This window comes from Peptostreptococcus equinus, assembly GCF_027125355.1.
GTDB classification, from domain to species: Bacteria; Bacillota; Clostridia; order Peptostreptococcales; family Peptostreptococcaceae; genus Peptostreptococcus; species Peptostreptococcus equinus.
The window spans coordinates 1,279,467-1,293,560 of record NZ_CP114052.1; the positions used below are offsets into that span (position 1 = coordinate 1,279,467).

Annotated in this window: 14 protein-coding genes; all 14 read right to left on the reverse strand. The window is 29.1% G+C overall.

Annotation, left to right across the window (positions count from 1 at the left end; all coding sequences use genetic code 11):
- Entirely contained in the window at window positions 1-447 is a 447-nt protein-coding gene (gene def / locus O0R46_RS06380) for a peptide deformylase (protein WP_269310895.1), read from the reverse strand.
- 9 nt (window positions 448-456) lie between these two features.
- Entirely contained in the window at window positions 457-2,922 is a 2,466-nt protein-coding gene (priA, locus tag O0R46_RS06385) for a primosomal protein N' (RefSeq protein ID WP_269310896.1), read from the reverse strand.
- A gap of 50 nt (window positions 2,923-2,972) precedes the next feature.
- The gene (gene coaBC / locus O0R46_RS06390) at window positions 2,973-4,181 is read right to left on the reverse strand and encodes a bifunctional phosphopantothenoylcysteine decarboxylase/phosphopantothenate--cysteine ligase CoaBC (RefSeq protein ID WP_269310897.1); all 1,209 of its coding nucleotides are present in this window, start codon (window positions 4,179-4,181) and stop codon (window positions 2,973-2,975) included.
- A 60-nt stretch (window positions 4,182-4,241) separates the two neighbouring features.
- On the reverse strand, window positions 4,242-4,508 hold the full coding sequence (rpoZ, locus tag O0R46_RS06395; protein WP_269310898.1) for a DNA-directed RNA polymerase subunit omega: 267 nt from the start codon (window positions 4,506-4,508) through the stop codon (window positions 4,242-4,244).
- 3 nt (window positions 4,509-4,511) lie between these two features.
- Window positions 4,512-5,129 (reverse strand): guanylate kinase, encoded by a 618-nt coding sequence (gene gmk, locus O0R46_RS06400; RefSeq protein WP_269310899.1) that lies wholly within the window; start codon window positions 5,127-5,129, stop codon window positions 4,512-4,514.
- A gap of 15 nt (window positions 5,130-5,144) precedes the next feature.
- Complete coding sequence (locus O0R46_RS06405; RefSeq protein ID WP_269310900.1) at window positions 5,145-6,038, reverse strand: YicC/YloC family endoribonuclease; 894 nt, start codon at window positions 6,036-6,038, stop codon at window positions 5,145-5,147.
- A 106-nt stretch (window positions 6,039-6,144) separates the two neighbouring features.
- Window positions 6,145-6,966, reverse strand: a complete 822-nt coding sequence (locus O0R46_RS06410; protein ID WP_269310901.1) for an alpha/beta fold hydrolase — start codon at window positions 6,964-6,966, stop codon at window positions 6,145-6,147.
- A gap of 8 nt (window positions 6,967-6,974) precedes the next feature.
- Window positions 6,975-8,744, reverse strand: a complete 1,770-nt coding sequence (locus O0R46_RS06415) for an Rqc2 family fibronectin-binding protein (protein ID WP_269310902.1) — start codon at window positions 8,742-8,744, stop codon at window positions 6,975-6,977.
- 10 nt (window positions 8,745-8,754) lie between these two features.
- Window positions 8,755-9,282: a bifunctional pyr operon transcriptional regulator/uracil phosphoribosyltransferase PyrR gene (gene pyrR, locus O0R46_RS06420; protein ID WP_269310903.1), complete on the reverse strand. Its 528-nt coding sequence runs from the start codon at window positions 9,280-9,282 to the stop codon at window positions 8,755-8,757.
- 1 nt (window position 9,283) lies between these two features.
- Complete coding sequence (locus O0R46_RS06425; protein ID WP_269310904.1) at window positions 9,284-10,267, reverse strand: RluA family pseudouridine synthase; 984 nt, start codon at window positions 10,265-10,267, stop codon at window positions 9,284-9,286.
- On the reverse strand, window positions 10,267-10,710 hold the full coding sequence (gene lspA / locus O0R46_RS06430; RefSeq protein WP_269310905.1) for a signal peptidase II: 444 nt from the start codon (window positions 10,708-10,710) through the stop codon (window positions 10,267-10,269). The genes O0R46_RS06425 and lspA overlap by 1 nt, the downstream gene beginning before the upstream one ends.
- Before the next feature lie 235 nt (window positions 10,711-10,945).
- On the reverse strand, window positions 10,946-11,956 hold the full coding sequence (gene trpS, locus O0R46_RS06435) for a tryptophan--tRNA ligase (RefSeq protein WP_269310906.1): 1,011 nt from the start codon (window positions 11,954-11,956) through the stop codon (window positions 10,946-10,948).
- Between the two features lie 107 nt (window positions 11,957-12,063).
- Window positions 12,064-12,762, reverse strand: coding sequence for a 5'-methylthioadenosine/adenosylhomocysteine nucleosidase (locus O0R46_RS06440; protein ID WP_269310907.1), 699 nt, complete (start codon window positions 12,760-12,762; stop codon window positions 12,064-12,066).
- Window positions 12,763-12,874: 112 nt separating this feature from the next.
- A complete protein-coding gene (locus O0R46_RS06445; protein ID WP_269310908.1) occupies window positions 12,875-13,933 on the reverse strand; it encodes a YeiH family protein in 1,059 nt (352 codons plus the stop codon).
- Between the last annotated feature and the right edge of the window lie 161 nt (window positions 13,934-14,094).

The window sequence follows — 14,094 nt, forward strand, 5'->3', positions numbered from 1 at the left end:
CTATTCACCTTCTTTTACTTTTTCTACAAATAGTATTCCTTCTAAGTGATCCAATTCATGGCAAAATGCTCTAGCCAAAAATCCTTCACCTTCTACCAAAATATCATTTCCATCTCTATCTTGAGCCTTTACCTTTACATAACTAGGTCTAGTAACTTCGCCAACATAATCCACAACGCTAAGGCAACCTTCTACATCTGTTTGTTCCCCCTTAGCTTCAAGTATCTCAGGATTTATTAATTCTATTAATCCTTCTCCTATATCAACTACTACAGCTCTTCTAAGTATTCCTACCTGTGGAGCTGCAAGACCTACTCCATCTTCACTATACATAGTATCAGCCATATCATTTAAAATAGAGTGCAATCTTTCATTAAACTCTATAACTGGCTTTGATTTTTTATTTAATACTGGATCTCCCATTTTTAATACATTTCTAATTGCCATATTTTCCTCCTATATAAATGTGTTTGGATTCAATTCCAATGATATACTTACGCTTTTATTAAAAATTTCTTCATACTTTTCTATACATATATATTTTACCATAGCTTTCAAGTCCTTGATATCCACTTGTGTGTCTTTTATTACAACTTGCCACCTATATTTATCTTTTATTTTATTTATTGAACATTCATTTGGCCCTAAAATCAATGGCTGAGAATACTTTGAACTAGATTCGATTAAATACTTAAAAGTTTTATAAAATTTATATGAATCCTCTTTTACCTGATTATAGTTTTTACCCGAAAATACTATTCTCAAAATATTGTTAAAGGGTTCGTAAGCAAATGCCTCTCTTAACTTAATTTCTGACTCATAAAAGGCTTTATAATCATAACTAGCAGCTTTGTTGATTACAAAATGATCTGTATCATAAGTTTGTAATATTACCTTTCCTTTTTTGTCAGCTCTTCCCGCTCTACCAGCTACCTGTGTTATTTGCTGAAAGGAATGCTCAAATGATCTGTAGTCCGGATAGTTTAACATCATATCCGCTGACACTATTCCTACCAATGTCACATTATCAAAATCATGTCCTTTTGATAAAATTTGAGTCCCTATTAATATCTGAGCTTTTCCTTCATTAAAATCACTTAATATTTTTTCCAATTGACCCTTTTTAGAAGTGGTATCCTTATCAATTCTAAGTACTTTATAATCAGGGAACATTTTTTTTATTTCTTCCTCTATTTTTTGAGTACCAAATCCTATACTCGAAATTTTATTTGAGCCACATACAGGACATATATTAGGAATTTCCTCTTCATGTCCACAATAGTGGCATACTCCTTTATTTTTATACTTATGGTAAGTAAGAGATATATCGCAGTTTTTACATTTAAATACATGACCACAATTCTTACAAGATACAAAATTAGCATAACCTCTTCTATTCAAGTATAAAATAACCTGTTCGCCTTTTTTTAATGTTTCTCTAATTTCACTTGTTAATTTTTTGCTTAAATCAGATTTATTACCTATTTCCACTTCTTTTCTCATATCCACAATTTCAATGTTAGGCATAGACATATTGTTAGCTCTATTATCCAATTTAAGTAAATTATATATACCTTGAGTGGCTTTTAAATAATCACTAATTGATGGTGTTGCTGATCCCATTACTAAACATATATTTTCTTTTATAGATTTATATCTAGCTACTTCAAGTGTGTCATATTTAGGTGTCATTTCTGATTTATAGGACATATCATGTTCTTCATCTATAATTATTAAGCCTAGTGAATTATATGGTAAAAATATAGACGATCTAGTTCCTATGACTATTCTTATATTGCCATCTTTTACTTGTTTATACATATCATGTTTTTGACCTTCTGATAATTGGCTATGATATATTCCAACAATTGATCCAAATCTACTTCTTACTCTTGAAATCATCTGAGGCGTAAGTGCTATTTCTGGAACCAAAAATAAGCTATCCAGTCCTATATCTAGCATATATTTTATTAATTCTAAATATATTTCTGTCTTACCACTTCCAGTTACGCCATGTAGTAAAAAGGGCTTATTTTCTATATTTTCATCCTTATAACTTTTTGTTATTTCTTCAAATATATGTTTTTGATTACTATTTAATTCAATTTGTTTATCTGGATGGAAGTAATTTTGTTTGACTGATCTATATGCTTGTACTTCATCAATTTTTACAATTCCTTTTTTCACCATTGATTTTACTGTACTACTGCCTACTTCAAATATATCTCTAAGATCATTTAATAGTATTGATTCATTTAAGGATAACAAATAAATTAATTTTTCTTGTTTCTTACCTAATCTTAATTTTTCTTCTTCAATATACTTAAGCAATTCTTCATATGGAATACTGAGAGATACATTTAATAATTTTATTTGATTTATTTTTTCTTTATATATCCATTTAGCAGCTATTAAATTTTTGTCTAACAATTTTTTTATAAGGCTATACCCGTAATTAGATAAGCAGTAGTTATAATATAGTTGTTTTTCACTCCTGATTTCTTTTAAGAGCTTACTTTCCTTTTCTGATAAGTCTACAGTAGTATAATTCTTTAATTCTAATACTTTTATCGACTCATTTTTATATCCCTTAGGATAAAAAAGAGAAATAACATCGTTATAAGTACACATATACCTATTTCTCATCCAAAATATTAATCTTATTTGATTTTTTGAAAACATAGGTTCCTTGTCAAGTATATCAAAAATATCTTTTACCTTGTCAGCCTCTATTTTATCTTTACTATTTATATATTTACTAATACTAACTACAAAACCTTCTATAGGTTTGTTTGACTTTCCAAAAGGCAGGCTTACTCTGTGTCCTATCCTTAATTCATTTTCCAAATGTTGAGGCAGAGAATATGTAAATAACATATCAGAGTATCTGCCCTTATTTCTTAATATAACTTGTAAATACATTTCTCCACCTCCTAAAAACGGGGAATGTTTTATCATCCCCCTAAATTTTTTTATCTATTCAACTCTTTTAATGCTTTATCAAGTATTATATTTCCTACTTCTTCTTTTAGAAGCTTTGGAAATTCTTCTATATTTCCATGCACATCAATTATCTTTACTATATTAGTATCTGTGCCAAAGCCTGCACCCGATTTAGTTAAATCATTAGCAACAATAAAATTAAGATTTTTCTTTTTTATTTTCTTTTTAGCATTTTCCAATACATCGTTCGTTTCTGCAGCAAAACCAATTAAAACTTGATTCTCTTTTATTTTCCCAAGTTCCATTGCAACATCCTTATTTCTGTCCAATTCTATTATTAAGTCATCATCTGATTTTTTAATCTTTTTATCACAATAAGTTTTAGGCTTGTAGTCAGCTACTGCTGCGCTTTGAATCACTATATTTGCATCCTTAAATTTCTCTGTCATTGCATCATATAAATTTTCAGCAGATTCTATTGAAATAAACTTATCCACACCTTTAGGTATTTCTAAATTTGTTTTTCCAGACACCAAAGTGACTTTAGCACCGCGCTCTATTGCACTTTTTGCAATGGCATAACCCATTTTACCACTAGATCTGTTTGTAATATATCTCACTGGATCTATTGCCTCAATTGTAGGACCTGCAGTGATTAAAACTTTTATATCTTTTAAATCCTTGTTTATATTTTTATTTGTAAAGTAATTTTCAACATAATTAACAATTGTATCAACATGAGCTAATTTTCCTTTACCTATGTCCCCACAGGCTAGCAATCCTTCGTCTGGTTCTATGAATAAACATGAGTGTTCTTTTAGTTTTTTAATATTATCTTGTACTATTGAATTTTCATACATATTCGTATTCATAGCTGGTGCAATTACTACTTGAGATTTTGTTGCCATAACAGTGGTCGTAAGCATATCATCTGCAATACCGTTAGCCATTTTACCTATAAAGTTTGCAGAAGCTGGCACTATTAAAAACATATCTGCCTTTTTAGCTAGTTCAATGTGTTCAACTTCCCAAGTCTTTGGTTCTTCAAACATATGGTTAATTACAAAGTTATTACTTAAGGTTTGGAATGTCATAGGCTGTACAAATTCACATGCTGACTTGGTCATAATAACATGTATATTAAAACCTAGTTTCTTTAATTTACTAACAATATCACATGATTTGTAAGCCGCAATGCCACCTGTCACTCCAACTACAATTGTCTTATCATTATACATAATATCTACTCCTAAATTAATGCCAAAACTTTATATCAAACTCTTTTATATTAATTTTTATTATTCTTGTTCTAACAATTTTCTTTCTTGTTCAATCTTGTGAGCAATTTCTTTTTCTAAAATTTCATTTTCTGTTAATAATCTGTAATCAACCTTACCTGCAATTATTTCCTCACTAGCTACTACAACTGGCTTATCTGTAGGGTCTGCTTCTATTAAAGGTTCATTGTTATTTACAAGTTCTCTTGCTCTTTTTGAAACTGTTGCGATTAAATAATATCTATTATCTATCTTTTCTACTATATCATTAAGTGATGGTTTTAACATAATTTAAATCTCCTTTTTAAAAATACTTATAATTTCTTCTTTATATCTTATTACTTTTGATCTCTCTGCATTTACTATACTCATTACTTGATCAGCAGATTTCTCTATGCTATCATTAAAAATAAAATAATCATAATCCTTTATCAGTTTTATTTCACCAAAAGCAGACGACATTCTTTTTTCAATCTGATCTATAGTTTCTGTTCCTCTACCAACTATCCTATTTTTAAGCTCATTTAGACTTGGCGGTAAAATAAAAATAAATACTGCTTGCGGAAATTTCTTTTTAACCTGCATAGCCCCCTGCATTTCTATTTCCAAGATTATGTCAGTGCCATTTTCTAATTGATCGTATATTTCTTGTTTTGGCGTTCCATAATAATTATCATATACTCTAGCATATTCCAACAATTGCCCGTTTTCTATCATATGCTCAAATTGTTCTTTTGTTTTGTAGTAATAGCTTATACCTTCAACTTCTCCAGTTCTAGGTTGTCTAGTAGTTGCTGAAACAGAAAGCATAATATTATCGTTATTTTCGATTACTTTTTTGCATACAGTACCTTTTCCTGCACCACTTGGCCCTGAAACAACTAGCAATAGTCCTCTTTTCTTTAACATTACATCCTCCTATAACTATTCTATATTTTGAATCTGCTCTCTTATTTTTTCTAGTTCAGATTTAATTTGAATTACTAAATTAGTTATATTAATATCAGAAGACTTTGATCCGATAGTATTAACTTCCCTATTCATCTCTTGAATCAAAAAGTCCATTTTTCTACCTATAGAATCTTCTATATTTATAGCATCTCTCATTTGAATTATATGGCTTTTAAACCTAACTATTTCTTCTGTTATACTAGATTTATCTGCAAAAATTGCAATTTCTTGCGCTAATCTTGACTCGTCTACTTTATTAGATACATCTAGTAATTCACTTAATCTAGTCTCTAGTCTAAGTCTATAATCATCTACTACTGTATCTGAAAAGTTCTCTATCTTTTGTATAGAACTTTCTAAAATATTAGATCTTAGTAAAATATCTTCTTTTAGCTTCTCTCCTTCAATTACTCTCATATTACATAATTTTTCAAGAGCATTTCTACTTGCTTTTTCAAACATATACCATAACTTTTCTTCATCTTCTTGAGCTTCTTCTTGCTTTATAACATCAGGAAATCTAGCTATATCTATAGGAGAAATAGTATTTAATGATTCTTTATTATTCATCACATTCTCGCTAATATCGCTAATAATATTATAATATTGCTTAGCTAAATCTTTGTCATAGTCTAATTTTAAACCACTAGTTCCTATTACATCAAATTTGATATATGCATCCATTCTACCTCTAGATATATATTCTTTTACCAATTGTCTAAATCTATCTTCTAAAAATGATATTTTTCGCGGTATTCTAGGATTTATATCAAGATATTTGTGGTTAATAGTCTTGCACTCCACGCTAATACTATAGTTTTCATCTTTATATTCACCGATTCCAAAACCGGTCATACTTTTAGCCATAATCTATCTCCAATTCTAAATAAATATATTCAGTAAATTTAATTATAACATATTTTAACCTGATTTTTACATTTTATATAAGTTTTCTTTATTTTTATTTCAAAATTTAAAGCTTAGATAAATATTCTTCTAATTTTTTTGAAAAAGTTCTTCCTTTATTAACTACAAAAGAATGAGTAGAATTTTCAAAAATATATGTTCTTGTATTCTCTATTTTTTCCTCTAAATACTCGACCGTATCAGGTGTCATCATGGATCCTGGACTTGCAAAAAATAATACGGTTGGAATATCTATTTTTTTTAGTATAGGTCTAAAGTCTTCATAGCATATTGAAAACCACATCGATGTGATTGAATAGTATGAATTTCCTTCTAAATCCATATCTATCAGTCTTTTTAAGGCTTTTTCTGATTTATATTTTAAACTAGGATCTATGTCATAGTACATATTTAAATATGCTTCCTTCATATCATCGAATTGCCATGCTAATGAATCTAATAAATCATCCTTTGTAAATTTTCCATTCATAATTCCTAGTTTCCACTCATTATCATTTGTTATTTTAGGGGTTATATCACAAAGTACGATAGAATTGAGTCTATATGTCCCATATATTTCTATATACTTGTACAATACACTTCCTCCCATTGAATATCCAACTATTGTTAGATTATCAAGTTTTAGAAATTCAATCAGTTCTTTTAAATCCTCTGCTAAATGTCTTAGTGACATATTTTCATTAGGTTTATCTGATAGACCAAAACCTCTATGGTCATATATTATTTTTCTATATCCCTGCATATTTTTAAAACAATAATCAAAGTCATGATGTGAGCTGCCCCAAGCATGTAAAAATATAATAGGTCTTTGATCTGTATTTGTGTCTTCGTAATATATTTTATAACCTTTACTATTTGTAAAATACATAATTTCTCCTAATCTTCAAAGATTTTAATCTTTGCTTTTTCCTCATCGCTAGGTGTAATATATACAGTCTTATTTGTTTCATAAATCACCATTCCTGGCTTTGCACCGGAAGGTTTTTTTACATATTTTTTGAAAGTGTAATCGACTGGCACATTTGAAGACATTCTTGCCTTACTATAATATGCTGCTAATGTAGCGGCCTGAATTATTTCGCTATCATCTACAGTTTTTCCCGCACATTTTATTAACACATGAGATCCTGGTATATCTTTTGTATGAAACCATAAATCTTCATTATCTGCTAGTCTTAAAGTTAGATAATCATTTTGCTTATTGTTTTTACCGACTAATATTAACTTACCCTTAGATGACATAAATTTCATATAACTTGTTGTAGGCTTATTATTCTTCTTTGGCATTTTCCAAGCTTTTATATAGCCTTCTCTCATTAATTCTTCCTTTATTTCTTTTAACTCTTTTTCATTCTGACAATTTTCTATAGATAATATTATATTTTCTAAGTAGTCTTTTTCTTCTAGATTATCCTTCATCATATTCGTGATTTCTTCTCTAGCATTTTTTAATTTGTTATATTTTTTATAATATTTTTGGGCATTTTCTGAAGGGCTTAAATTTTTATTTAACTCTATACTAACCTTTTTATTATTATCATAAAAATTCTCTACTTCTATATTTTCCATACCTTTTTTAATCAGATAAATATATGCAGTTAATAATTCACCCTTTAACTTGTATTTATCAGCCGATTTAGCTTCTTTTAGTTCTTTTTTTTGTTTTTCTATCTTATTTGTTAGTCTTTCAAGTTTTAATTGTATAGTCTTCTTTACAGAAGAAGACTTTTGTTTCATTCTTTCTTTACTATCTTTTTCAAAATAGTAATTTTCTAATAACGAAGATACATCTGGATATTTTACTTCATTCAAATCTTCATACTGATTTAGTTTTATAGTACTAAATTCCACTATCTTGTCAATTTTTTTATCTACTATCATATTAGGATAAATCTTTCCAAGTTCTATATTGGCAAAAATCAACCTAATTTCTTTTAAAATAGCTTTTATATTTTGGTCTGTTAAATCAGATGAATCAATATTTTGATCTATACCAATCCTATAGCAAATTTCCCTTGCAATAAGTGGAGATAATCCCAATACAGTCATATATATAGCCTTATATATAGGTCCGTCAAAACTAACTATCATCTCCCTAAATAATTCACCTTCGATTTTTTCTTTTGGATTTATCTTATCTTGTACTGGCGGTAATTCATAATCGTTACCTGGTAAAACTTGTCTTAATCTACTGACACTTATTGGTACTCTTTTTATAGAATCTATAATTTTACCAGTTTTTTCAGAGACTAAAATAATATTGCTATGCTTTCCCATTATTTCAATATATAAAAACTTTCTAGTTTTTTCTTTTAGTTCGTCATATGAATCTACAGCAATTTTAATTATTCTTTCAAATCCAATTTGTTCAATGTGATCTATTACACCGGATTGTATATGTTTTCTAAGCGTCATACAAAAAACAGGTGCTTTTTTAGGATTATTTTTATCATATTGATCTGATATATATAATCTTGGGTTTGAAGCACTAGCACTGATCACAAACTTATAATTATCCTTACCTGCTCTAATCTTGAGGCATATTTCATCTTTTTCCGGTTGGTATACCTTATCTATTTTACTTGCAACTAATTTATCATTGAGCTCATTAGCTAAATTACTTACAACTATTGCATCTAAAGACATTTTTTACTCCTTACTCACAAATTATCACTGAATCCTCACCATCATACTCAGTAAATCTAACTTGTACTTTTTCATTTTTTGAAGTAGGCACATTTTTACCTACAAAATCCGCCCTTATTGGAAGTTCTCTGTGGCCTCTATCAATCAATACAGCTAACTGTATTAGACTTGGTCTACCATTATCTATTATATAGTCTAGTGCTGCTCTAATAGTTCTTCCTGTATATAGTACATCATCTACTAGAATTACAGTCTTACCTTCTATATCAAGGTTAAAATTCTCATCTTTTGTATCCATGATTTTATCATGCGTAATATCGTCCCTATAAGGTGTTATATCTATAAACTCACACTCTATTTGTGCAGATTCAATTGCTCCTATCTTTTCAGAAATCATCTTGGCAAGTGGTATTCCCTTTGTTTTGATTCCTATAATACACATATTTTCTACACCTTTATTCTTTTCTATGATTTCATGGCTTATTCTTGTTATAGCTCTCGTCATAGCCTTTTGGTCCATTATTTTTGCTTTTTCCATATTACTCCTTCTCCAAAATTTTTAATGTTTCTATAAAATACTTTGGTAATTCTGAATCAAATTCAATATATTCATTCCTTGTAGGATGCATAAATCCAAGTTTTCTAGCATGTAATACTTGCCCACTTAACTTTGAAAATCTTTTGTTTTTAAAACCATACAAAGGATCTCCCAATATAGGTCTATTAATTGAAGCTGTATGCACTCTTATTTGATGTGTTCTACCAGTTTCTAGATTCGCTTTTATATGAGAAAAACCCTTGTAATTATTTATTAATTTTAAATGTGTAATGGCATTTTTGCCATTTTTCTTTACAACAGCCATCTTTAATCTATTTTTTGGATTTCTTCCAATTATTGTTTCTATTGTTTTTTCATCCCAATCTACATTTCCGATACAAATCATCTCATATTCTCTAGTTATAGAATGTATCTTAAATTGTTCCGATAATTTTTGATGTGCATAATTATTTTTTGCTACCACTAAAAGTCCCGATGTATCTTTATCTATTCTATGAACTATTCCAGGCCTTATAATTCCATTAATATTAGATAGTCTATCCTTACAGTGATACATCAGTGCATTTACCATAGTATTATCCATATTACCTGGAGCTGGATGTACAACCATACCTTGGACCTTATTAACTATTACAATGTCATCATCTTCGTACACTATATCTAAGGGTATATCTTGTGGAATCACTTCTAGTAATTCAGGCTCAGGCATAGCAATTTGAATTTGATCATATAAAGATAACTTGTAGCTTGCTTTCTCTATTTTTTCATTAACTAAAACTCTATCTTCTTTAATTAATTTTTGTATGTATGATCTTGATATATCCTTATACTGCTTAGATAAAAAATAATCCAACCTATCTCCTATATTATCTTCTTCAACAGAATAAACCGCTACATTTTGACTTTGGTCAAAAATCTCTTTATCTTGTATCACATCTTTCTCTTGACCTATATCAAGATTCATTAAACTTCATCCTTTCCACTTCTGATTAGGCATATGCATAATAATATAGTTCCTAATACAACCAGTATATCTGCAAAATTAAACACATATGACCATATTATTTTAAAATCAAAAAAGTCTATTACATATCCTAACCTCAGCCTATCAACTAAGTTTCCTATAGCACCAGAAATTATCATCGCTATACTAATTTTTGCCAATTTAGTAGATTCTTCCTTATGAATAAAATATATACCTGCAATTAAAACTATAAGCGCTATAATTATAAAAACATATTGCATATTTTGTAGCATACCAAAAGCAGCTCCACTATTTTCTACATATGTCAAATGAAAAACCCCATCAATTATACTCATTCCTTGTGTATTTTCTAATGTATTTTTTACAGTTATTTTACTTGCTTGATCTATTATTAGAAGAATTATAATTAGTATTTCGTACATATTTTGCCCTTTCTATAAGTAATTAATTTCAACACTTATTTTAATTATATAATATCTATTATATAATTATATCATAATCAAGCCCTATAATTCTATTTATAAAACATTAGTTTTTTATTATAGTTATTCAATTTAATAAATTCATATATAATACTTTCACTTTATAAATATTTTTATTTTACATAAAAAAAGAACTCAAAAAGACTAGCTTTCCAAGTTCTAGAAAATTTATTTTTTATTTATTTTTTTTAGGTATAAAACCAATTTGATTATATACCTTTTCTAAAGTTTGAGCAGCTCTTATCTGTGCCTTTTCAGCACCTTTTGCATATATGCTTTCAAGATAATCAGGATTCTCTAATAAATAATTATATTTTTCTCTTATAGGTCTAAGAGTTTCAACTACTGCTTCTGCCATTTCTCCCTTGAATGCTCCATATCCCTTGCCTTCGTACATAGATACTATTTCTTCTACGCTCTTATCTGTCATAGCTGAATATATATTTATAAGATTTTTTATACCTGGTTGTTCATCTGAGTATTTAACTATACCTACTGAATCTGTTACAGCACTTTTAATTTTCTTTGCAGTTGTTTCTGCACTCTCAGCTAAAAGTATAAATGCCTTTTCATTTGAGTCAGATTTAGACATTTTCTTTTCAGGTTCTTGCAAACTCATTACTCTAGCAGTTTCTTTAGGATAGTATCCTTCTGGTACTACAAAAGTATCAGAAAACCTAGCATTGAATCTGTTTGCTAAATCTCTAGCTAATTCCATATGCTGTTTTTGATCATCTCCAACTGGTACTAAATCTGCTTGATATAAAAGAATATCAGCCGCCATTAATACTGGATATGTAAATAGACCAGCATTTAAATTAGCTTCACTCTTTCTAGATTTATCCTTGTACTGTGTCATTCTATTCAATTCGCCCATATATGTCATCGTACATAATACCCAATTCAATTCCGCATGTTCATGTACATGTGACTGTACAAATATTGTATTCTTATCTGGGTCAATACCGCATGCTAAGAACTGAGCTAATAGTTCAGTGGTCTGTCTCCTTAATACCTCTGGATCTTGAGGCACTGTAATAGCATGCATATTTACCATACTGTAATAACATTCGTAATCGTCCTGCAATTTAGTCCAGCTTTTTAGAGCTCCTAAATAATTACCTAATGTCATCTTACCAGATGGCTGAACACCACTAAATATTACCTTTTTTTCACGATCGCCCATTATATATATGTCTCCTTTAGATTTATTTTGACAAATTTATTTTTTTCTTTGCCATAAGTATGTTTTTATTATATCACTGGGATAAAATTTATACAATATTTGAAATCTTATAATCTTTCTAACATTCCTACTACCATATCTTTTGAAGTATCTGCAGCTATCTTTACAAACTCATCAAAAGTTTTAGCAGCACTTCCATCTGCTTTATCTGATATTGCTCTTATAACTACAAATGGAACTTTATTGCAATACGCTACATGTCCTATAGCTCCACCTTCCATTTCACAGCAGTATCCACCAAAATGATTCCTAAGTTCATCCTTTAAAAAAGGATCAGCTACAAATATATCGCCAGTAGCAATTCGTCCTTTGTATGCATGATATGGGGTGTCATTACTTTCAAATACTTCATACGCTATATCAACTAGTCTCTGATCTGCTTTAAATATTGAAGTTTCCATAAGTGGTAAAGTTCCCTTTGGATCACCCGCTGCAGAAGCATCTATATCATGTTGCATTGCATCTATAGATATAACCACATCATTGATATTTAATTTTTCATATAGTGCACCTGCTACCCCTGTGTTAATTAATGCATCAACTTTGAATTCGCTAATCAAAATTTGTGTACACATCGCTGCGTTAACTTTTGCAATACCACATTTAACTACAACAATATTTTTCCCTTTTAAATGACCTTCATAAAAGTCCAAACCTGCTATATGTTTAACTTCTTTATTTTCTATCATCGCTTTTATAGCTTCAACTTCTTCTTCCATTGCTCCAATAATTCCTATTTTTTCCATTAATGCCTCCCATTTTTATTCAGTATAATTAAGTAATTATATTTTTATACTACAGTAGTAAGTTTCATATTATTATATATGTAGACTGAGTATTTTTCAATAATTTTGTTCATTAAAAAATTCCTAATATTTTTTGCATAGATATACTTACAACTATAATAGATATCCAACAACACATTCCTAATAATAGTGGTTTTTGACCAGTTCTAATAAGTTTTACTATATTCGTATTAAGCCCTATAGCTCCCATTGCCATAATAATAAAGAATTTGCTAATTGCCTTCATTGTTACAATAAATCCAGCAATAAACGATGATAGAAATCCTTCAATTATACCCACTCCTATCATATAGTCAAAAATAGTAGTTATAATTGAACATAATATAAAATATAAAATAAATGATGGCAGCATACCTCTAGCACTGAATTTCTTTTCTGAATTTTTACTTTCTTTTCTCTTATAATATATAGATAAACAAAATGTAATAGGTATTATAGCAAGCGTTCTAGTTAATTTAACTATTGTAGCTGAATCCAGCACCATAGAACCTGTCCTGTGAATGGAATCCCAAGATGAAGCCGCTGCAGTAACTGAAGATGTATCATTTACAGCCGTTCCTGCAAACAAAGCAAATCCCTGATTGGTCATACCAATAATATCTCCCATAGATGGAAATATTATTGCCGCTATTACGTTAAAGAAAAATATTACTGATATTGCTTGAGCTATTTCGGCATTGTCAGCATCAATTACTGGCGCTGTAGCTGCAATTGCTGAACCACCACATATTGATGAACCTACTCCTATCAAAGTAGCTATCTTTGCTGGTATATTAAATGCCTTCGAAATCATATAAGACACAATTAAAGATGTTAAAATCGTTGACATTATAATTGGCAATGATATTTTCCCTACTTTAATAATCATTTGAAGGTTTAATCCAAATCCCAATAAAATAACCGCGTATTGCAGTATTTTTTTTGATGTAAAGTTAATTCCCTGATTTAAATTTTCTCTTTTTCCCTTAATAAGGTTAGCTAAAATCATACCAATTATAATCGAAAAAACTGGTCCTCCAATTATCGGAACCATCTTACCTAAAAAATATGCTGGAATTGCAATCAACACACAAAATACAATGCCTTTTACTTTTTCGCTAAAATTCCCCATAACACACCTCCTATGATTATAATAATATTTTAACACAATATATATTAATACTAAAGAGTATGTAGTTATCAAAAAAGGAAATCAAAAATTATTTTGATTTCCTTTTTGTATATTTAAAGTTTATTTTTGATAAATATTAAATTTAATAAAATATGTGTATC